Source organism: Variovorax sp. UC74_104 (genome assembly GCF_044055375.1).
In the GTDB taxonomy this organism is placed as follows: Bacteria; Pseudomonadota; Gammaproteobacteria; order Burkholderiales; family Burkholderiaceae_C; genus Variovorax.
On the sequence record NZ_CP171978.1, the window covers coordinates 1271901 to 1292322 of the forward strand.

Annotated in this window: 18 protein-coding genes and 2 pseudogenes; 13 read left to right on the forward strand and 7 right to left on the reverse strand. The window is 70.4% G+C overall.

What is annotated here, in order from left to right; genetic code table 11:
- Window positions 1-32: 32 nt before the first annotated feature.
- From ACHMXA_RS06060 to ACHMXA_RS06075, 4 genes and pseudogenes are all read right to left on the reverse strand, one after another.
- Complete coding sequence (locus ACHMXA_RS06060) at window positions 33-386, reverse strand: cupin domain-containing protein (RefSeq protein WP_395319319.1); 354 nt, start codon at window positions 384-386, stop codon at window positions 33-35.
- 5 nt (window positions 387-391) lie between these two features.
- Window positions 392-1091, reverse strand: a pseudogene (locus ACHMXA_RS06065) (HAD-IA family hydrolase).
- 144 nt (window positions 1092-1235) lie between these two features.
- On the reverse strand, window positions 1236-1634 hold the full coding sequence (locus ACHMXA_RS06070) for a GFA family protein (RefSeq protein ID WP_395319321.1): 399 nt from the start codon (window positions 1632-1634) through the stop codon (window positions 1236-1238).
- 2 nt (window positions 1635-1636) lie between these two features.
- On the reverse strand, window positions 1637-2350 hold the full coding sequence (locus ACHMXA_RS06075) for a YebC/PmpR family DNA-binding transcriptional regulator (protein WP_395319323.1): 714 nt from the start codon (window positions 2348-2350) through the stop codon (window positions 1637-1639).
- A gap of 104 nt (window positions 2351-2454) precedes the next feature.
- Between ACHMXA_RS06075 and ACHMXA_RS06080 the strand changes: the two are divergent.
- Window positions 2455-4159, forward strand: a pseudogene (locus tag ACHMXA_RS06080) (M14 family zinc carboxypeptidase).
- Between the two features lie 7 nt (window positions 4160-4166).
- On the opposite strand, the gene ACHMXA_RS06085 reads toward ACHMXA_RS06080, so the two are convergent.
- Window positions 4167-5084 (reverse strand): LysR substrate-binding domain-containing protein, encoded by a 918-nt coding sequence (locus tag ACHMXA_RS06085; RefSeq protein ID WP_395319325.1) that lies wholly within the window; start codon window positions 5082-5084, stop codon window positions 4167-4169.
- Between the two features lie 106 nt (window positions 5085-5190).
- Between ACHMXA_RS06085 and ACHMXA_RS06090 the strand changes: the two genes are divergently transcribed.
- From ACHMXA_RS06090 to ACHMXA_RS06120, 7 genes are all read left to right on the forward strand, one after another.
- Window positions 5191-6606 carry an aspartate aminotransferase family protein gene (locus tag ACHMXA_RS06090; RefSeq protein ID WP_395319327.1) on the forward strand — a complete coding sequence of 472 codons (1416 nt, stop codon included), beginning with the start codon at window positions 5191-5193 and terminating at the stop codon, window positions 6604-6606.
- Window positions 6603-8939 (forward strand): N,N-dimethylformamidase beta subunit family domain-containing protein, encoded by a 2337-nt coding sequence (locus tag ACHMXA_RS06095; RefSeq protein ID WP_395319329.1) that lies wholly within the window; start codon window positions 6603-6605, stop codon window positions 8937-8939. Before ACHMXA_RS06090 ends, ACHMXA_RS06095 begins: the two co-directional genes overlap by 4 nt.
- A complete protein-coding gene (locus ACHMXA_RS06100) occupies window positions 8936-10231 on the forward strand; it encodes an MFS transporter (RefSeq protein ID WP_395319331.1) in 1296 nt (431 codons plus the stop codon). Before ACHMXA_RS06095 ends, ACHMXA_RS06100 begins: the two co-directional genes overlap by 4 nt.
- Window positions 10232-10303: 72 nt before the next feature.
- Window positions 10304-11146, forward strand: coding sequence for an isocitrate lyase/phosphoenolpyruvate mutase family protein (locus ACHMXA_RS06105; protein ID WP_395319333.1), 843 nt, complete (start codon window positions 10304-10306; stop codon window positions 11144-11146).
- 53 nt (window positions 11147-11199) lie between these two features.
- Window positions 11200-11946 carry an energy-coupling factor ABC transporter ATP-binding protein gene (locus ACHMXA_RS06110; protein WP_395319335.1) on the forward strand — a complete coding sequence of 249 codons (747 nt, stop codon included), beginning with the start codon at window positions 11200-11202 and terminating at the stop codon, window positions 11944-11946.
- On the forward strand, window positions 11939-12532 hold the full coding sequence (locus tag ACHMXA_RS06115; RefSeq protein WP_395319337.1) for an energy-coupling factor transporter transmembrane component T family protein: 594 nt from the start codon (window positions 11939-11941) through the stop codon (window positions 12530-12532). Before ACHMXA_RS06110 ends, ACHMXA_RS06115 begins: the two co-directional genes overlap by 8 nt.
- 37 nt (window positions 12533-12569) lie before the next feature.
- Window positions 12570-13163: a biotin transporter BioY gene (locus ACHMXA_RS06120; protein WP_395319339.1), complete on the forward strand. Its 594-nt coding sequence runs from the start codon at window positions 12570-12572 to the stop codon at window positions 13161-13163.
- A 10-nt stretch (window positions 13164-13173) separates the two neighbouring features.
- Here ACHMXA_RS06120 and ACHMXA_RS06125 read toward each other — a convergent pair whose 3' ends face one another.
- Window positions 13174-13653: a DUF6314 family protein gene (locus ACHMXA_RS06125; RefSeq protein WP_395319341.1), complete on the reverse strand. Its 480-nt coding sequence runs from the start codon at window positions 13651-13653 to the stop codon at window positions 13174-13176.
- A 187-nt stretch (window positions 13654-13840) separates the two neighbouring features.
- On the opposite strand from ACHMXA_RS06125, the gene ACHMXA_RS06130 reads away from it, so the two are divergent.
- Window positions 13841-14221, forward strand: coding sequence for a helicase SNF2 (locus ACHMXA_RS06130; RefSeq protein WP_395319343.1), 381 nt, complete (start codon window positions 13841-13843; stop codon window positions 14219-14221).
- Between the two features lie 76 nt (window positions 14222-14297).
- Here ACHMXA_RS06130 and ACHMXA_RS06135 read toward each other — a convergent pair whose 3' ends face one another.
- Window positions 14298-14966, reverse strand: coding sequence for a hypothetical protein (locus tag ACHMXA_RS06135; RefSeq protein WP_395319345.1), 669 nt, complete (start codon window positions 14964-14966; stop codon window positions 14298-14300).
- 252 nt (window positions 14967-15218) lie between these two features.
- Here ACHMXA_RS06135 and ACHMXA_RS06140 point away from each other — a divergent pair, with 252 nt between their 5' ends.
- From ACHMXA_RS06140 to ACHMXA_RS06155, 4 genes are read left to right on the forward strand one after another with little or no spacing between them, the layout of a single operon-like run.
- Window positions 15219-15824 carry a DUF6891 domain-containing protein gene (locus ACHMXA_RS06140; protein ID WP_176665918.1) on the forward strand — a complete coding sequence of 202 codons (606 nt, stop codon included), beginning with the start codon at window positions 15219-15221 and terminating at the stop codon, window positions 15822-15824.
- Window positions 15821-17656 carry a VanW family protein gene (locus ACHMXA_RS06145; protein WP_395319347.1) on the forward strand — a complete coding sequence of 612 codons (1836 nt, stop codon included), beginning with the start codon at window positions 15821-15823 and terminating at the stop codon, window positions 17654-17656. The genes ACHMXA_RS06140 and ACHMXA_RS06145 overlap by 4 nt, the downstream gene beginning before the upstream one ends.
- Window positions 17657-17698: 42 nt before the next feature.
- The gene (locus ACHMXA_RS06150) at window positions 17699-19384 is read left to right on the forward strand and encodes an FxLYD domain-containing protein (RefSeq protein WP_395319349.1); all 1686 of its coding nucleotides are present in this window, start codon (window positions 17699-17701) and stop codon (window positions 19382-19384) included.
- Window positions 19385-19429: 45 nt separating this feature from the next.
- Window positions 19430-20422 carry an LLM class flavin-dependent oxidoreductase gene (locus tag ACHMXA_RS06155; RefSeq protein WP_395321234.1) on the forward strand — a complete coding sequence of 331 codons (993 nt, stop codon included), beginning with the start codon at window positions 19430-19432 and terminating at the stop codon, window positions 20420-20422.

The following is a 20422-nucleotide window of genomic DNA, read 5'->3' on the forward strand; positions in this document are numbered from 1 at the left end:
CTACACGAAGTGAGCAAGCCTGGGGGTGAGCCCTAAGCCATGACGACGAAGACCTTGCGCAGGGTCTCTTGCACATGCCACTCGCCGGTAGTGTGCGCCGGAAAGAACAGCGTGTCCCCCGCGCGGATCTGCAGCGCCTCGCCGCCCGTGGGCGTGAAGGTGCAGGCGCCGGCCAGGATGTGCATGACCTCGGCGTTGGCGAGCTGGCGTTCGAAGCGGCCCGGCTCGCATTGCCAGATGCCACTCTTGTTGTCGCCCGCGCTGGCGAGATCGACGTCGATGCCGCTCAGCCCGCAGGGCGGCTGGCTGAGCGGCCGCGCGGGCGTGCCCTGGTCTTCGAGGCCGCCGATGGTGGCCGACTGGCGCAGGATGGTGATGCCCGTCATGCCCATCAGCGTCCCGCCTCGACGGCATCCGCCAGCTCGGCGAGCGTGCGGAAGTGGTAGTCGGGCACGGTGTGCTTCGACTCGATGGTGCCGCCCGAGCCCTTCTGCGCGTGGCGCCGCTCGATCCAGCAGGTGGTGATGCCCAATTGCTTCGAGATGCCGATGTCGTGGTACTGGCTCTGCGCCACGTGCAGGTTGTCGGCCTGCCTGAAGCCCCAGGCGCCCTCGAAGCGGCCGCGTGCATAGGCGAAGTAGCGCGCGTCGGGCTTCTCGCACAGCGCGTCGTCGCAGCTCAGCAGCATGTCGAAGGGCGAGCCCAGGGTCTTGTCGAAATGCGCGAGCGCCCAGGCCTGGGCGTTGGTCATGGTCACCAGCTTGAAGCGCTTGCCCAGGCGCTCGAGCGCCTCCACCGAGTCGGGGAAGGCCGGCCATTGCGAGACCGAATCGCGCAGCCCGCGTGCGATGGCATCCGTGTCGGGCAGGCCCAGCGCGGGAGCCACGGCATGCCAGCAGCGCTCGAGGTCGTCCGGATACCAGCCGGCGTTGCCGTCGCGCGCGCGCGCGCCGGTAGGCGGCGAGGAAGTCGTCGTCGCTCACCTCGGCATCGGGCGCCACGCTGCGCAGGTAGGCGAGCATGCCGCCCTCGAAGTCGATCAGCGTGCCGACGACGTCGAAGGTGAGGACCTTGAAATCTTGCAGGGACATGGTGGAAGCGCTCCAGGAGGATGAAGTGGGAATGGCTTCATCGAGCATAGGTGCGCTGCCCGGATGCACGTTCCGAACTGAAGGCGCCTGGTGGCACAGGATGCGGTTGTGCCGGCGCGGCCGGCATCTTCTTGCGCGGTGCGCTCAGCCCCCGCCGGCGTGGCCCTGGTGCTGCGGCAGGTCGTCCGTGATCGTGAACCACGGCGCCTTCGAGCCCACGAAGATGTGCGCGCTCGGGCGGATGGAGGGCGCATCGACCAGCGTGCCCAGCGTGACGTGCACGTACTGCCCCTCGCGCACCACCGAGCACAGCAGCGAGCCGCACTTCGCGCAGTGCAGGTCGCCCGCATCGGGCTTGCCGTAGATCGTCAGCCCGTCCGCTCCCTGCGTGATGGCGAACTTGCCGCGCTCGATACCCGCGAAGGGCTTGAAGGCCGAGCCGGTCGCGCGCCGACAGTCCGAGCAGTGGCAGTTCAGCGAGTAGGCGAACTCGTCCGCCACCTCGTAGTGAACGGCGCCGCACAGGCACCTGCCGGAAAGCATGCTCAACCTGCCAGCCCCACGTACACGTTCTGCACGTCGTCGTTCGCGTCGATGGCGGCGAGGAAGGTTTCGACTTCCTCCAGCGCCTCGGCGCTCAGGCTCGCCGGATCGATCGGGTTCTTTGGTTTGTAGCCCAGCTTGGCCGACAGCACCGTGAAGCCCTGTGCGGGCAGTGCGCGGCTCACGAGGTCGAGGTCGGTGGGGTCGGTGAGGAAAACGGCGGGATGGTCCTCGCCGGCCGGCTCGAAGTCCTGCGCGCCGGCTTCGATGGCGGCCACTTCGGCATCGGCGTCGGGCCCGGCGGGTTCGGCCTCGATCATGCCGACGTGGTCGAAGTCCCATGACACCGAGCCCGAGGTGCCGAGCTGGCCCTTGCGGAACAGCACGCGCATCTCGGGCGCTGTGCGGTTCACGTTGTCGGTGAGACATTCGACCATCACCGCCACGCGGTGCGGCGCGAAGCCTTCGTAGATCACGTGCTCGTAGTTGACCGATTCACCCGTCAGGCCCGCGCCCTTCTTGATGGCGCGGTCGAGCGTGTCCTTGGGCATCGAGGCCTTGCGGGCCTGTTCCACCGCCAGCCGCAGGCGCGAGTTGGAGGCGGGGTCGGCGCCGTTGCGCGCGGCCACCACGATTTCCTTGACGAGCTTGCCGAACAGCCGGCCCTTGGCGTTGGCGGCGATGTCCTTGTGCTTGGCTTTCCACTGGGCGCCCATGTCGTTTCCTTGAATGAATATGTATTGCTTGCGGCCTTGTCTGGCTCTTTTGAAGAAAGAAGGGCTCGATGACCGGGAGGGGCGACTACTGTAGCCTTCTTCCCATGACCGCTCCACAAGACACCTCGTACGTCACGCCGTTCGAAGCAGGCAACGGCAACCAGACCGCCACCTGGGCCGAATGCATCGCCTTCTACGAGCGGCTGGCCAGCGACTTCCCCGGCGTGCTGCGCTGGGGCGAGATCGGCACCTCCGACACCGGCGTTCCCCTTCATGCCGGCGTGGTCACTTCAGATGGCGTGTTCGACCGCGAGACACTCAAGCAGCAGGGCCGCCCGGTGTTCTTCAACAACAACGGCATCCACCCCGGCGAGCCCGAGGGCATCGACACCTGCATGGCGCTGGTACGCGATTTCTGCACGCAGCCCGACAGGCTGGCAGCGCTCGGCCGCACGGTGTTCCTCTTCATCCCGGTCTACAACGTGGACGGCTGCATCCACCGGCAGAACACCTCGCGCGTGAACCAGCTCGGACCGGAGTCCTTCGGCTTCCGCGGCAACGGCCGGCACCTGGACCTCAACCGCGACTTCATCAAGTGCGACAGCCTCGCCGCGCAGGTGTTCAACCGCTTCTTCACCGCCTGGGACCCGGACGTGATGGTCGACACCCACACCTCCAACGGCGCGGACTACAGCTACACCATGACGCTGATCCCGACCCAGCCCGACAAGCTCGGCGGCGGGCTCGGCGCCTTCCTGCGCGAGAACATGCTGCCCGCGGTCTACGCCGGCATGGAGCGGCGCGGCTGGCCCACCTGCCCGTACATGAACCTGCTGGCCGAGACGCCCGACGACGGCATCGAGGACTTCCTCGACACGCCGCGCTTTTCCACCGGCTACGCCGCGCTTCACCACACCATCGGCTTCATGCCCGAGACCCACATGCTCAAGCCCTTCGCCGACCGCGTGGCCTCGATGCGGGCGCTGGTGGAGACGGTGCTCGACTTCAGCATCGCGAATGCGGCGCGCATCCAGGAACTGCGCCGCGAGGCGAAGGCGAAAGCCGCACGGCAGGCGCGCTGGCCGCTGACCTGGCGCAACGACCGCAGCCGGCCCGCCAGCCTGCGCTTCAAGGGCTACAGCGCGGTCCGCACGCCCAGCCTGCTGGGCAGCTACGAGCGCCTGGCCTACGACCGCAGCCAGCCGTGGGAGAAGGACATCGTCCATTTCGACCGCTGCGTCGAGGAAGCGACGGCCGCCGCGCCGAAGGCCTACCTCGTGCCGCAGGCATGGCGCGAAGCGATCGAGCGGCTGGCGTGGAACGGCGTCGAACTGCAGCGGCTCGACGAAGACCGGCTCTTCGACGCGGTGCGCGTCTACCGTATCCGCGACGTGACCTCCCGCCCCAACGCCTACGAAGGCCACATGTTCCACGACGAGGTGGTGCTGTCGGAAGGCACCGAGCCCTTCCAGGCGCGCGCGGGGGACGTTCTCGTCTCGCTGGACCAGCCGCAGGCCCGCTACGCGGTCGAGACGCTGGAACCGCTCGCGCACGACAGCTTCTTCCGCTGGGGCTTCTTCAACAGCGTGCTGGAGAAGAAGGAGAACTTCTCGGCCTACGTCTTCGAGGACACCGCGCTGCGCATGCTGGAAGACGAGCCCGGGCTGAGGCGCCTGTTCGAGCAGTGGAAGGCGGACAACCCCGACAAGCTGGGGCGACCCGCGGGCGGTGCTGGGCTTCATCTTCGCGCACGGCCGACGCCATGCGGAAGCGGGGTGGCGACGCTATCCGGTCGTCGCGCTGACGTAGCCGGGGCTCACCCCGCCGGCCTGAACCCCGGCAGCGCGTGCATGCGCCGCCGCAGCGCTTCCACGAAGGCCGTGACCCGCGCCGGCCGGTACAGCCCCGGCGGCAGCGCGACGTGCACGCCGATGGGCTCCAGCCACCAGTTGGGCAGCACGCGCTTGAGGCGGCCGGCCTGCATGTCGTCATGGCACATCCACGGCGCCGCCGCCCCGATGCCCGCGCTGTTGAGGATCGCGCGGTAGCTCGCGAGCAGGCTGTCGGTGCGGATGGGCGTGTCCAGCGGCACGATGCGCGAGCGGCCCGCGCGATTGATGAGCCGCACGTTGCCCGTCACGTACGGGATCAGCCCCACGCACGGCACCTGGGATAGCCGGGCGAGCGTGACGGGGCCGGTGCGCTTGAGCAGTTCGGGCGTGGCGATCAGCACCCGCTCCATGCGGCCCACGGTGCGGCAGACGAGGCCGGGGTCGCGCACCTCGCCCACGCACACCCAGCACTCGGCACCCGAGGCCGCGAGGTCGACCACGCGGTCGGTCAGCGTGAGCTCCACCCGCAACTGCGGATGCGCGGCGCGCAGGTCGGTCACCGCGTCGGTGAGGAAGCCCGTGCCGTAGCCCGAGGGGCCGATCACGCGCAGCGTGCCCTCGGGCCGGCTCTGGCCGCCGCGCAGCCGCTGCGACAGGCCCGACCAGCGGTCGGTCAGGTCGTGCGCCTCGGCCAGCAGCGAGCGGCCTTCGTCGGTGAGCGAGAAGTTGGCCGTGTTGCGGATCGCCAGCTTGCAGCCCAGCAGGCGCTCCAGCTCCAGCAGGCGGCGGCTCACCGTGGGCTGCGTGGTGTCGAGCAGCCGCGCCGCCTTGCTGAGCGATCCGCTCTCGCCGATGCGGATGAAGGTCTGGAGCAGGTCGAGCCGGTCGTGGGTGTTCTTCATGCGCCAGACGTATAGCACTTCATCGGACCATACGTCTACCCGCGAGGGCTGGCCATGCCTATCGTCTGAGGCCTTCAAGACCTGCGAACGAATGGATTACCCACCGATGAGCGCCTCGATCGAAGACAACACCCCCCGCACCGTGGGAGACACGGCCAAGGGCGGTTCCGTGCTCGGCTTCTACGCCGCCAGGGGTACGCCGCGGCCGCCGCGCATCGCGCGCGGCGAGGGCGTCTACCTGTGGGACGAGGGCGGGCGCCGCTTTCTCGACGCCACGGCCGGCGCGGTGGTCGCCAACATCGGCCACGGCAATCCGCGCGTGCTGGCCGCCATGCAGGAGCAGGCTGCGCGCGTCACCTTCGCCTATCCGCGCTTCTTCGAGAGCGAGCAGAGCATCGAGCTGGCCGACCGCGTCTGCGCACTCGCCGGCGAAGGCTTCGACCGCGCCTTCTTCGTCTCGGGCGGCTCTGAGGCCAACGAGTCGGCGATCAAGCTGGCGCGGCAGTATGCGGTGGTCACGGGCCAGCCGAGGCGCGCCAAGGTCATCTCGCGCAACCCGAGCTACCACGGCTCCACGCTCGGCGCGCTGGCGGTGACGGGCGATGCGCACACCCAATCGATCTACGGGCCGATGGTGCGCGAGATGCCGAAGGTCAGCGCGCCGCTGTCCTACCGCGTTCCCGCGGGCCACACCGCCGAGAGCCATGCGATGGCCTGCGCCGACGAGCTGGAGGCCACCATCGTGCGCGAGGGCGCCGACACGGTGCTGGCCTTCATCATGGAGCCGATCGGCGGGCTCTCGACCGGCGCGGCGGTGGCGCCCGCCGCCTACTTCGAGCGCGTGCGCTCCATCTGCGACCGCCACGGCGTGCTGCTGATCTACGACGAGATCATGAGCGGCGCGGGCCGCACTGGCGCCTTCCTCGCGGCGCACCACTGGGCCGGCGCACGGCCCGACCTCGTCACGCTGGCCAAGGGGCTGGCGGCGGGCTACACGCCGCTGGGCGCACTGCTGGTGCCCGACCGCATCGTCGATGCGGTCGCGGGCAGCGGCGGCTTCGTGCACGGCCACACCTACTTCACCAACCCGCTGTCGTGCGCGGTGGCGAACGCGGTGCTCGGCGAGGTGATCGAGCAAGATCTCGTGAGCCGCGCACGCGACATGGGCGAACTGCTGATGGCGCGCCTGCGCGAGGTGGCGGCGCGCTCGCCCATCGTGGGCGACGTGCGCGGCAAGGGGCTCTTCACCGCCGTCGAGATCGTGGCCGACAAGGCGACGAAGCGGCAGCTGCCGGCAAGCTTCAACGCGCCGGCGCGGCTCACCGAGCACGGCCTGAAGCACGGCATCGCGCTGTACAACCGGCGCGCCAACCTCGGCGCCTTCGGCGACTTCCAGATGATCACGCCGCCGCTGACCATCACGCCCGCCGAGATCGACGAACTGGCGGACCTGCTCGAACGCTCGCTGCGCGGCCTGGCCGACGAGATCGCGGCCAAGGGGCTGGCCACCGCGGCACGATGATGCAGCAGCAAAAGATTCTTCCGCCCCACCGCAGCCTGCAGGTGCCCGGCGTGCACGGCTACACCGACCGCAAGAGCGTGGCCGCCGGCGAGGTCGTGCGCTTCCACATCAGCAGCGACGTGCCCTACACGCTCTCGGTGTGCCGGCTCGGCCCCGACACCGAGGGCCGCACTGCCGACACGGTGCTGCACGCCTTCGAGCCCTCCGCGCCGCGCGTGCACCCGATCCACCCCGGTTCCTATGTGCGTGTCGAGCGCGGCCTCGACCAGCCGCTGCGCGCGCTCACGCTCGAATGCTGGGTGCAGGTGTGGAGCCTGGGTACGCGCCAGAGCGTGATCGGGCAGTTCGACCTGCCGGGCGCCTGCGGCTACGGGCTCTTCATCGATGAGGACGGACGCGCCGTGTTCTATCTTGGCGATGGCGGCGCGTTCCGTGCCGGCGGGCAGCTCTCGGGTGGCACGCTGCAGCCCAGGCGCTGGCATCACGTCATCGCGACGTGGGACGGCAGCGAGACGGTGCTGTGGCTCGACGGCGAGGCCGTCGCGCGCGGCCGCTTCGACGGCCCGCTGCAGCCGGGCCGCGCGCCGCTGCGCCTTGGCAGCAGCGGCATCGATGGCCTGGCGGACGCATTCCTCGAAGGCGACATCGTCATGCCCGCGATCTATTCGCAGGCGCTGCGGCCGGACGAGGTGCGCGCGCGTTTCGCCGACCGCGGCCTGCACACGCCGCGCGGCCGCTCGGTGCTCGCCTGCTGGCCATTGCGCGAGGAGCGCGGCGACGTGGTGGCCGATGCCAGCGGCCACCAGCGCACGGGCCGCATCGTCAACCACGGCACCTGGATGATCGTCGGCCCCGCCTTCGAGCCGGCGCGCGTGAACGAGTTTTCGGACGACGGCTACGACCCGCTCGCCGACCCCACGCGCGGCCACGGCCTGCGCCTGGCGAGCGACGACCTCTACGACTGCCGCTGGCCTGAGAGCCATGCGTGGCGCATTCCGGCGGACGCGAAGTCCGGCGTGTACGTGGGGCGCGTGAGCTTCCTGCTCGACGGCCGGCCCGCCGAATACGACATCGCCTTCATCGTGCGCCGCGCAGCGAACCGCGCTCCCGCGCCGGTGCTGGTGCTGTGCGCCACCAACAGCTGGCTGGCCTACGCGGCCACGCCCTTCGCGAAGAACGTCGCGAGCGACCCGGTGTGGCCGCGCCGGTCCGCCGGCCTGGAGAACAGCCACCCCGAGGCGCCGGCCTTCTGCAGCTACACCTACCACCGTGGCGGCCAGCCGACCTACCAGGTCGGGCTGCGCATGCCCTGGCCCAACGCCAGCCCCAACGCGCTTTACGACCCGGCCGATGCCGGCTTCAGCCAGTGGACCCGGCTGGAGCGCCGCCTGCACGTGTGGCTCGACCGCTGCGGCTACGACTACGACGTGGTGAGCGATCTCGACCTGCACCGCGACCCGGGCCTGCTGAAGGCCTACAAGACGGTCTTCATCAACGGCCACAGCGAATACTGGTCGCAGCCGGCCTGCGACGGGCTCGACGACTACCTCTCGAACGGCGGCACGGCCATCGTGCTGTCGGGCAACACCATGTACCTGCGCGTGAGCTACGACGAGGAGTGCACGGTGATGGAGCAGCGCAAGGTGCGCGGCCCCGGCGACGAGGACGGCGCGGAGTCGGTGGAACTGCGCCCGCCCGCCGGCCCCTACGGCGAGCAGTACCACTCGCAGGACTGGGCGCGCGGCGGCCAGTTCAGGCAGGCCGGGCGCTCGTGCGCGGAGCTCATCGGGCTCGAATCCGTGGGCTGGGCCTTCGCCGACGGCGACGACTTCGGCGTGTACCACGCGACGCAGCCGGGGCACTTCCTGTTCACGCAGCCGCATCCGCTGGGGCTCGAGGAAGGCTCCACGTTCGGCCACGCGCCGGGCGGCGGCCTGCCGAGGGCCATCGGCCACGAGTGGGACCTGAGCGTCGCGACGCTGCGCCGCATGACGCGCACGCTGCCCGCCGGAGAGAGCCTGCCCGAGCCGCAGCGCGGAATCCAGGTCATCGCCGAGGGGCGCCGGCAGAGGCCGGGGCGCCTCGACGCCTACCTCGACTACTACTCGCAGCCGACCGATTCGCTGGGCGGTCTCTCGGCCGAGATGATCTATTGGGAGCGCCCGCAAGGCGGCCGCGTCTTCAACGCAGGGGCCGTCGGCGCGAGCTGGGTGCTTGGCGCCGACCCCTCATTCGAAGGGCTGCTGCGCAACGTGCTGCACCACTTCGGCGTCCGGCCCGCGACGGGCGCGGACCTTGCAGTTCAACCATCCCTGGAGCACGCAGCACCATGAGCACACTCGCCCCACGCACCGCCGACCTCTCAGAACCTACGGGGCCGGCCTCCCGTCAGAGCACGCTGCGGGTCATCACCGCCATCTCCATCGGCAATGCGCTGGAGTGGTTCGAGATCGTGATCTACGGCTTTCTGGCCGTCACCATCTCCAAGCTCTTCTTCCCGGCCGAGAACGACACCGTCTCGCTGCTCATCACGCTGGGCACCTTCGGCGTGACCTTCGTGATGCGCCCCATCGGCTCGCTGGTGCTGGGCGCGTACGCCGACGCCAGGGGGCGCAAGAACGCGCTGACGCTCTCGATGGCGCTAATGCTGTGCGGCACGCTGCTGATCGCGGTGGCGCCGACCTTCGCGCAGATCGGGCTGTGGGCGCCGGCGCTGGTGATCCTTGCGCGGCTGGTGCAGGGCTTCGCCGCGGGCGGCGAGTTCGGCAGCGCCACCGCGCTGCTGGCCGAGCAGGACCCGCGCCGGCGCGGCTTCTTCTCGAGCTGGCAGTTCGCGAGCCAGGGCGTCACCACCTTCCTGGCGGCCGGTTTCGGCATGGGGCTCAACGCGCTGCTGACGCCCGAGCAGCTGCTGTCGTGGGGCTGGCGCATTCCGTTCTTCTTCGGCCTGCTGATCGGGCCGGCGGGGCTGTACATCCGCCGCCATCTCGACGAAGGCCTGGAGTTCAAGCGCGCCGCGCAGGAAGCCGCGCCCGTGCGTGCCACGCTGGTCGACCAGCGCGGCCGCACGCTCGCGGCGATGGGGCTCATCATCCTCGCGACCATCGTGGCCTACACGGGGCTTTTCATGCCCACCTTCGCGGTGCGGCAACTGGGCCTGCCGCCGTCGATGGCCTTCGCCGGCACCTTCTGGTTCGGCGTGCTGCAGTTCGTGCTGGTGCCGCTGTTCGGCAGCATGTCGGACCGCGTGGGCCGCATCCCGGTGATGCGCGCCGCGGCGCTGGTCATGCTGGTGATGATCGTGCCGCTGTTCTACCTGCTGGTGAACCATCCGTCGGTGCCGGCGCTGATGCTGGCGCTCACCGCGATGGGCGTGGTGGCTTCGGCCTACTGGGGGCCGATCTCGGCGGCGATGTCGGAGCTGTTCCCGGCTGCCACGCGCGGCACGGGGCTGTCGGTGAGCTACAGCTTCGGCGTGGCGATCTTCGGCGGCTTCGCGCCCTTCATCAGCGCCTGGCTCATCACGGCCACCGGCAGCAAGATCGCGCCGGCGTTCTACGTGGGCTTCGGCGTGGTGGTGAGCCTGATCGCGCTGCGGGCGGCGCGCGGCTACGGCGTGAAATGAAATAGCAGTTTTTTCCAAGCCGGGGCGGCGGGCCGCTTCTAAGCTGCGGTCATTCCACAACTTGCCGAACGGATGACCATGCGAGCCAGCGACGCGCAGCAAAAGACAGAGACATTCCATCGACTGCACGCCGGCCCCGAGCCGCTGGTGCTCGTCAACGCCTGGGACGCCGCCAGCGCCCGCATCGTGGAGCGTGCCGGGGCCGGCGCCATCGGCACCACCAGCGCGGGCATGGCCTGGTCGCTGGGCTACGCCGACGGCGAGCGCATGCCGGTCGATGAACTGCTCGCGGCCTGCGCGCGCATCTGCCGCGTGGCGAGCGTGCCGGTGAGCGTGGACATCGAAAGCGGCTTCGGCGACAGCGCGCAGGCGGTGCGCGAGGTCGCTGCCGAACTGATCGGCATGGGCGCGGCCGGCATCAACATCGAGGACGGCACCCGGCCCGGTACGCGCGAGCTGGCATCGCCCGAGGCGCTGCGCGAGCGCATCGCGGCCATCCGCGGGCTGGATGCGCGCTTCTTCATCAACGCGCGCACCGACGTCTACTTCGTGCCATGGGAAGACCCCGTGGCGCGCTTCGAGGAGGCGCTGCGCCGCGCGAAGCTCTATGCGGCGGCGGGCGCGGACGGCATCTTCGTGCCGGGCATGTCCGACCCCGACGAGATCGCGCGGCTGGCCGGCGAGCTGCGGCTGCCGATCAACGTGTACGCGGGCTATGCAGGGGCGCCATCGGCCGATGCCTTCGCGCGGGCCGGGGCGCGGCGCATCAGCCTGGGCTGCGGGCCGCTGCAGTCCGCGCTGGGGCTGGTGAGCCGCATCGCGGGCGAAGCCTTCGGGCAAGGCCGCTTCGGCACGATGGGCGAGGGGATGCTGTCGGTGGGCGAGCTCAACGCGCTCTTTCCCGCCACTGCCTGAGCCTCGCCTGAACCCCGAGCCCGCGAGGCGGGTTCGGGTACAGTGGGCGCCCCTTGCCGCAGCCCAGTCCGTCAGAAACCGTCTCCTCGCACAGCATCCGCCTCGATGCGGTGACGCTGGTGCGCGGCAGCCACCGCGTGTTCGAGGGGCTGACGCTCGACCTGCAGGAGATGCGCATCGGCCTCGTCGGCGACAACGGCGCGGGCAAGAGCAGCCTGTTCCGCCTCCTCAGCGGGCTCGACCAGCCGCAGCAGGGGCGCGTGGTGGTGCATGGCTGCGACACGCAGGCCGATCGCGGCCAGCTCGCGAAGCACGTCGGGCTGATGTTCCAGAACCCCGACGACCAGATCATCTTCCCGACCGTGGCCGAGGAGCTGGCCTTCAGCCTCACCGCGCGCGGCGAGACGCGGCAGGCGGCCAGGCAGCAAGCGCGCGACTTCCTCGCGCGGCGCGGGCTCGAAGCCTGGGCCGCGCGCGCGGTGAGCGAACTGAGCCAGGGCCAGCGCCAGCAGGTGTGCCTGCTGGCCCTGCAGATCAGCGAGCCGGCCACGCTGCTGCTCGACGAGCCCTTCGCCAGCCTCGATCTTCTGAGCCAGGCACGGCTGGCCGCGCAGCTGGAAGAGAGCGACCATCAGATCCTCGTGTCCACGCACCTGCTCGAGCATGTCTACGACTTCGAGCGCGTGCTGTGGCTCGAACAGGGCAGGGTGCGCGCCGACGGGCCGGGCCGCGAGATCTGCGAGGCCTATGCCGAGGACGTGCGCGAGCGCGCGGCGGCCGAGCGGGGGCGCCATGCGTAGCCTCTACTCGGAACAGCCGACGTGGCTGCATGCGATTGCGGCATGGATCAAGCTCGCGGTGCTGTCGGTGTGCGGCACGCTGCTGGTGCTGGTCGAGCGGCCTGCGTACCTCGCCTTCGCCTGCGCGGCGGTGCTGCTGATCTTCGCGTCGCTCGGGCCGCCCGCATGGCGCCGCGTGCGCATGCTGCTCGGCGTGGCCATCGCGGGCGGGCTGATCGTCGGCTTCCACTGGGCGATGGGCACCACGCTGCTCGGCGTGGCGAGCGCGCTGCGCCTGGCCAGCGCGGCCACGCTCGCGCTGATGCTCACGCTCACTACGCGCTTCGAGGACTTGCTTGCGGTGCTCGAAGCGGTGCTGCACCCGCTGCAGCGCGTGGGCGTGCCCACCGAGCGGATCGCGCTGGGCCTTGGCCTGATGCTGCGCTTCGCCGAAAATTTCTACGTGCAGTGGCAGCGCCTCGACGACGCCTACCGCGCCCGCTCCGGCCACGGCGGCGGCCTGCGGCTGCTGGCGCCGCTGACCATCCGCACGCTGCAGACAGCGGAGCGCGTTGCCGATGCGCTGGCCGCGCGGCTCGGGCGCTGATTCTTCCCGTCTTCTCTTCTTTTCGATTGCCATCGCCATGACCACCACTTCAGGCTCCCTCGCTTCCTCCCGCTCGCTGGCGTACATCGCGCTCTTCGCGGCGCTGATGGCGGTGTTCGGCCTGATCCCGAAGATCGACCTGCCCTTCGGCGTGCCGATCACGCTGCAGTCGCTGGGAGTGATGCTCGCGGGCTGCCTGCTGGGGCCGCGCCGGGGCTTCCTGGCCATCGCGCTGTTCCTGCTCGCGGTGGCGCTGGGCCTGCCGCTGCTGCCCGGCGGCCGCGGCGGGCTGAGCGTGTTCGTGGCGCCGGCCGGCGGCTTCCTGTTCGGCTGGATGTTCGGCGCCTTCGCCTGCGGCCTGCTGATGCGCCTGGCGGTGCGCCGCATCGGCGGGGCGACGGGGCTTGCGCTGCTGGTAGCGGCTTTCCTCTCGGCGCTGGTCGGCGGGATCGTCGTGGTCTACGCCTTCGGCATCGTCGGGCTCTCGTGGATCGCCCACATGTCGCTGTCGCAGGCCGCGCTGGCCATGCTGGTGTTCATTCCGGGCGACCTCATCAAGTGCGGCATCTGCGCGGTGCTGGTGCAGACCGTGATGCGCGGCATGCCGGCGTGGCGCCTCGACCGCGACTGAGCGGCTTTCCTCAGCCTCGCCGGCTGAAGACAGTTTCCGAAAGGTAGTCCTTGCGCGGGCCGTGCACCACGTGGCGGATGGTGAAGGAGCCGTCGGGCAGGAAGCGGTAGCTGCTGTCGTAGGTGTCGGGCGTGCACAGGTGCGTGGCCGAGCCGGCGAGCGCCTCGCCGTCGCGCACGATGGCGATCGCGTGGAAAAGGCGCGGCGGCGTCTCGGCGAAGTGCACTGCGAAGCCGCCGGGCGCGCGTTCGAAGACGTATTCGCGGTGCCCTTCGAACTCCTTGCCGTCGGCCAGGCGGATGCGGCCTTCCTCGCGGTAGCTGAGCATTCCCTTGGCTTCCAGCGGCGTGAACCTGGCGACGCCGCTCATGGTCGCCTGGCCTTCGATGTTGCGCTGCAGCTTCCATTCGCCCGCCAGCCGGTCGAACACGGTGTCGGGGCTTCCCCAGAAGGACGGATGGGGTGAAAGGGCGGGGGCTGGCTCGCTCATGCGGGGACTCTACGACAGGCGCCGATCCGCCTTCCTGGCGGTCGATTGTTTCCAGGGTGTGAACACCGTGGTTCCATTGTCTAAGGGTTTTTACTTAGACAACGGGCGCACAATTCTTCCCATGGACCAGCCCTTCAGCTGATCCAGACCAAGAACCAGAACCGAACCAATTGAAGGACACATCCAAATGACCGCCTCGAAGCTCCTCTCCGCTGTTTCCCTCGCTCTGCTGGCCGCTGCCGGCGCCGCCCACGCCGAAAGCTATGAAGGCGTGCACCAGCTGACCTCGGCCGCCAGCCGCGCCGATGTTTCCGGCCAAGCCGTGGTTGCCGCCCACAGCGCCAACCCCTACGCCACCGGTGCCAACGCCGGCCCGGCACAAGTGATCGCCTCGACGGCCAACCGTGCTGCCGTTCGTGCCGAAGCCGTGGCTGCCGCCCGCAGCGGTGACCCGTACGCCGAAGGCGCTTCGTCGGGCGTGGCCCCGATCGTGGCCAGCTCGGTGGATCGCGCAGCGGTTCGTGCCGCAGCCCGCGCTGCCGCTCACGGCGACGCACTGCCGCTGTAATCCACTGCAGAGTTGAAGACTCGAAGGCCGGGCCATGCGTATGCATGGCCCGGCCTTTTTGCGTCCGTCTTCCGGATCAGCGTGCGGGTAGCAGCCGCAGCTGCGCGGTGAGGATGGGCGCGCCGCCGTCGTCCGACGCCTCGCGCAGCTCGACGGACCACCGCGAGGCATCGAGCCCGGCCTCCGCGCGCAACTCGCAGGCATAGAGCAGCCGGCCGTCGCGTGTCTCCTCGCGCGAGGCGATGGCTTCGCAGCAGCATTCGCCGGCCGCGTCGGCTGTGCGGTGCCGCATCAGGTGCACCGAAATGCGTTCCGGCGCCACCGTGCGCTCGTCCTCCTGTGCGGCCGGCACCGTCGCGCGCAAGCGCAGTTCCAGCGGCTCGCCCACGCGAAAGCCTTCGCCGCGCTCCAGCGAGATGTTCTCCAGCGCCACCCGCACCCGGCGGCGTTCGCGCAGCCTCATGACGACGGCCAGCACCGACAGCACCGAGAAGACTCCGAAGAACGGCAATCCCACCAGCATCCAGAGCCATTGCCATCCGCCGGCCAGCGACCAGCGCATCGCCTGGAAGCCGAAGACGGCCATGAACACCAGCACCGCCAGCGCGACCAGCCAGGCGATCCGGTCGGCGGCCGTCCTTTGCATGCGCTCCGTGGCCGGCGGCATGGCGGAGGTCCACGAGGTGGGAAGGCGCTCGTCGGCCGATGCGGGGGCGGGGTCTGGGAGGCGGTGTTGCTGCGGCATGGAGAGCCGCCGAGCATAGCCAGCGGCCCCGGGGCTAACCCGGCCTTATGGCGGAGCCGGCTTCGCCATAAGGCGCATTGCCTTGCCATGGCGCATCCTTCATGATGGTGCGATACGGAAGGGGTGGCCGTCGGACATCATGCTTTCGCATTACCGCGTCATCGTGGTGCGCCCGGGTGAAAATACCGGCACGCTTCCGCCAGGAAAAAAGAAAGCATGACCCGTTGCCGCCGAGGCGGCAGCCCAACACGCATGGCACTCACTCTCGACCCCGAAGACACGCGCGGACGCATCCACGACCTGGTGTGGAGCGGCTTTTATCCCGATGCCGATGTCGAGTGGATGATCACCGACGAGTACCTCGACCCCGACGAAATCACCAGCGAAGACCGTGCCTGGGTCAAGGCCGAGGCGGCGAGCGCATGCGCCGCCAAGCGCGCCGCCGAGGCCGCGTGGCCGGCGCAGACCGAATACGACCGGCTCGAGGCCGTGTTCGCGCAGCTGCGCAGCGAGAAGATCATCGCGCTGCATCGCGCGGGCAACACCCTCGCCGACGGCCACGACGACGTGCGCGAGCAGTGGCGCGCCGCCGGCCGGGCGGAGTCGGGCATCCGGGGCTGCTGCTTCTATCACGCACAGGACCTCGAACGGGCGGTGCGCACCGGCCGCCTGCACTTGGCCTTCAGCGGCGGGATGATTCCCGAGATCGACCAGCGCGAGGCCAACACCATGGCCGTGGGCCGCCGCATCGTCGACTTGCTGCGCGCGGCCGGCTTCGGCGTGCAGTGGAGCGGCAACATCGAGGAGCGCATCGAAGCCGACCTCGGCCAATGGCGCAAGCGAGGCCCCTCCGCGTGAGCGTGCAGGCCTGGCAGCCGCCGCGCCGCATCGACGCGATCGACTTCTGGCTGCGCTCGCGGCTCCTGGCCACCGCCCACGCGCTGCGCGAGACGCTGCGGCCCTCGGCTCGCCGGTGGACCGAAGGCAGCCACGCACTGGCCGATGCGCCGGTGCTCGCCCACTACCGCACTCCGTTGTGGACCGACGGCCGCGCCGACGAATTCCCGCTCGTGGCCGGCAAGGTGCAGAACCTGCGCGTCGCGCGCCGCGCCTTCGATGCCGTCGAGGTACCGGCCGGCGAGGTGCTGAGCTTCTGGCGGCAGCTGGGCAGGCCCGCCGCGTGGCGCGGCTTCGTGCAGGGCCGCGAGTTGCGCGGCGGCTGCGTGGTGCCGACGCTGGCCGGCGGGCTGTGCCAGCTGTCGAACGCGCTCGCCACGGTGGCGTCGCGTGCGGGCTTCGAGCTGGTGGAGCGGCACGGGCACACGGCGCGCATCGAGCAGGCCGGCGAGCCGGGCTCGGATGCCGTCGACGCGACGGTGTTCTGGAACTACGTCGATCTGAAGGTGCGCGCCAGGCACGCGTGGCGGCTCGAAGTGGAGCTGACCGGCTCGGAGCTGGTGCTGCGCATCCGCGGCCGCGGAGCATCGGCCGTGCCTTTCGCGCCCGTCACGATGCGCCGCACGAACGAAGACGCGAGCGCCCCTCTGCCGGTGGCGCGCGGCTGCCTCAGCTGCGACCAGACGGCCTGCTTCCGCCATCGCCCGCAGGTCGATGTCGGCCCGCAGGGCCTCACCGTCGCGCTGCTCGACACGTGGACGCCGGAGTTCGCGCGCTACCTGCGCGAGGAACATCCGAGCGCGCAGCGCATGCAGCCGGTGCCGATGCGGCTCGCCTTCTGGCGCCGGCCCGCGACGGGCTGGCACCGCGAGCCGGCGGCCGTGGCCCCGCAGACACCGTGGGCACCGTGGGCACCGTGGACCGCAAGCCTGCGCCGCGCGCTGTGGCAGCGGCTGTGGGCCCGGCGCGCGGGACGGCGCCAGGCCAGCCTGATCGACGGCCAGCGCTGGCTCGCGCAGGCTTTCGCGGCGCGGCTGAAGCCGGAGCACACGCAGCTGGTGGTCGAACAGTCGCTGCTGCCGCACTTGCAGCGCCTCGGCGCGCTCGACGGCCGCAGCGTCGTCGTGCTGGCAGGCGCGCTGCCGATGGCCGACATCGAGCAGCGGTTGGACGAGGCCTCGCGGCGCTGGCCCGATGACGCCACCTTGCGCGACTTCCGCGCCGATCCGTCGCTGGTGCGTGCGGAGTCGCTGGCAATGGCGCGCGCGTCGGCCATCGTCACGCCGCATGCCGAAGTCGCACGGCGGCTGGCGGCCCTGGCTCCGCAGGCGATGCTGCGGAAGCTCGAATGGGCGCTGCCTCGGGCCGGGGCCGTCGTTCGTACGGATGCCGATCACCCGCTCATCGTCTTCGCAGCGAGCGCGCTGGCGCGCAAGGGCGCGCGCGAGCTGGCCGCGGCGCTGCAGGACTGGCCGTGCCGCCTGCGCGTGCTGGGCTCGCCCTCGGACGATGCGCGGCTCTGGCAGGGCATCGGCCACGTGGAACACATGAACTGGCAGGGCGACTGGCTGGCCGGCGCCCACGTCGTCGTGCTGCCGGCGCATGTCGAGCACTCGCCGCGCGCGCTGCTGCGCGCCGTGGCGGCCGGCGTGCCGGTGGTGGCCTCGACGGCATGCGGCCTGGGCGCGCTGCCGGGCGCGCGCGAGGTCGCACCCGGCGACGTGGAGGCGCTTCGCACTGCGCTGCGGGCGGCGTGCCGGGCCGACGATCTTGCCGATGCCTTCGGTTGGTAGAGCGCCGCGGCAATAGAAAAAAAAGGGAGCAGCATTTCAGACATGACCATCGATCTCCAGACGCTCAAGTGCGGCGAATGCGGCAGCAGCGTGCTCAAGCGCACCGGCCTCAACGAATACACCTGCGAGCACTGCGGCTCCGTCACGCTGGTGGAAGACAACGTCTCCGACCGGCTGGAGCGCGTGCTCAACCAGGTGAAGAACGAGGCCGGACGCCGCCTCGCGGCCGAAGAGGCGCGCAGGCAGGCGCTGATGATGCGCAAGGTCGGCATCGGGGTGGCCGTCGCGGTGGGCGCGGTGGTGCTCTTCGGCGTTGTGGGCGTGTTCCTCGGCAGCCGCAATGCCGACACGCGCGGCACATCCGCACCGCAGCGTGTGGCGGCCGCCGTCGACCGCACCATTCCCGTCGAGGGGCTGAAGCTCGACGAGCCGCGGCAAGTACTCGTGGGCAGCGGCAGCTCGGCCACCCCCAAGCTGCTGGTGGTGGCGCGCAACGAGACGGGCAAGCCGCTGTCGCGCGCGGGCATCCGCGCCGTGTACTACGACGGCGAGAGCAAGCTCGACGAACGCAGCGAGACGCTTCCGGTCGCCGTGCTCGAGCCCGGCGAAAGCGCTCCGGTGCTGGTCGACATGCCCAGCGGCAAGAACGTCACGCGGCAGGAGCTGCGCGTGCAGAAGCTGGCCGAGCCCTACAGCGCGGTGAAGGGGCCGCGCATGGCGTTCTCGCGCGTGCGGCTGGTGCAGCAGGGCGACCGGGTGCGGCTGGTGGGCCGCATCGTCAACGACCGCAAGGACGCCACCGTGCTCGGCGGCTTCGAGGTGCTGGTCACGCTGTACGACGACGCGGGGCAGGTGATCGGCTTCGGCCACGGCTACGGGCAGGCCAACGAGATCCAGCCCGGCGGGCGGACCTCGGTGGACGTGAGCATCTCGCGCTTCGGCCGCGCGGCGGCCATCGCGGCGTGGGACTACCGCATCGGCTACAGCACCGTCGAGGCCTCGGGCGGACGCACGCCGGTGCTGAACGCGGAGCGCGTGATCCGCACCGCGGGCGGACCGGAGAGCTTCAACCCCGAGCTGCGCCTGGGCACCGACGACCTGCTGGCCGACGACAGCGAGCGCTTCGACGAGAAGCAGCTCGAGCTGCTGCCGCTGGTGGACGGGCGCAACAACATCCAGCAGCGGCTCTTCCTGGGCGAACTGGTCAACCGCAGCACCGATGCCGTCGTGCTCGCGCCGGGCGGCGTGATCTCGCGCTTCAGCGGCAGCAAGGCGCACGGCACGACCACGATCTCGGGGCTGGCGTACCTGTATCCCGGCGAGCGCTTTCCCATCTACCTGGAGCCGCAGGACATGGAGCGCATCACCGACACGCGCATCGAGTGGAAGCCGATGCGCCGCGCGGCGCTGCCCGGCCCGCGCAAGCCGCTGGAGGTGAAGGTGGCGGGCACCAAGGCCGAGATCGGCAGCGTGCTGCTCAACTTCAGCCAGCGCTTTTCGTACAAGTACGTGGTGGTCAGCGGCAGCGTGAAGAACCCGGGCACGGGCATCGTCGGCAAGGTGCGGCTGTGGGTGAGCCTGCGCGACCGCAACGGGCAGCTCACGGGCTTCAAGCTGGTGGACAACCTGCCGGCCATCGCGCCGGGCGAGAGCGTGCCCTTCCAGGCGAGCGTGGAGCAGAACGGCCGCGACTTCGCGAGCGTGACCACGCTATACCAAACCGAATAGCCCCTGCGGCGACGGAAATGGGCGCTTCGCGCCATGATCGCGCCCATGATTCCGTTCTCCATCCTCGACCTTTCCCCGATCACCGAGGGCAGCGACGCCGCGCAGTCGTTCCGCAACTCGCTCTCGCTGGCGCAGCATGGCGAGAAGCTGGGCTACACGCGCTACTGGCTGGCCGAGCACCACGGCATGCCGGGCATCGCGAGCGCGGCCACCGCCGTGCTGCTGGCCTACGTGGGAGCGGGCACATCCACCATCCGCATCGGCGCCGGCGGCGTGATGCTGCCGAACCACTCGCCGCTGGTGATCGCCGAGCAGTTCGGCACGCTGGAGTCGCTGTACCCGGGGCGCGTCGACCTCGGCCTGGGGCGCGCGCCGGGCTCCGACCAGCGCACCGCGCGGGCCCTGCGGCGCAACCTGGAGTCGGACGCCGACCAGTTCCCGCAGGACGTGATCGAGCTGATGGACTTCATGTCGAAGAACCCGCAGCAGCCGGTGCGCGCCGTGCCCGGCGCGGGGCTGGAGGTGCCGGTGTGGATCCTCGGGTCGAGCACCTTCGGCGCGCAGCTCGCGGCGCACCTGGGGCTGCCCTATGCCTTCGCATCGCACTTCGCGCCGCAGCAGATCATGCAGGCCATCCAGATCTACCGCGAGACCTTCAAGCCGTCGGCGCAGCTGCAGAAGCCGTACGTGATGCTGGGCTTCAACGTGTTCGCGGCCGACACCGACGAGGAGGCCGGGTTCCGCGCCACCTCGTGGCAGCAGGCCTTCGTGAACCTGCGCAGCGGCCGGCCGGGGCGCCTGCCGCCGCCGGTGGAGGGCTACCGGCAGAAGGTCGGTCCGGCGGAGAACGCGCTGCTCGATTCGGTGCTGTCGTGCTCGGCGGTCGGCTCGGTCGAGACGGTGAAGAAGGGCGTGGAAGCCTTCGTCGCGCGCACCGGCGCGGACGAGCTCATGATCACCTCGCAGGTGTTCGATCACGTGGCCCGGCTGCGCTCTTACGAGCTGCTTTCCGAAGCCTTCGGCCAGAAAAAGCGGTAA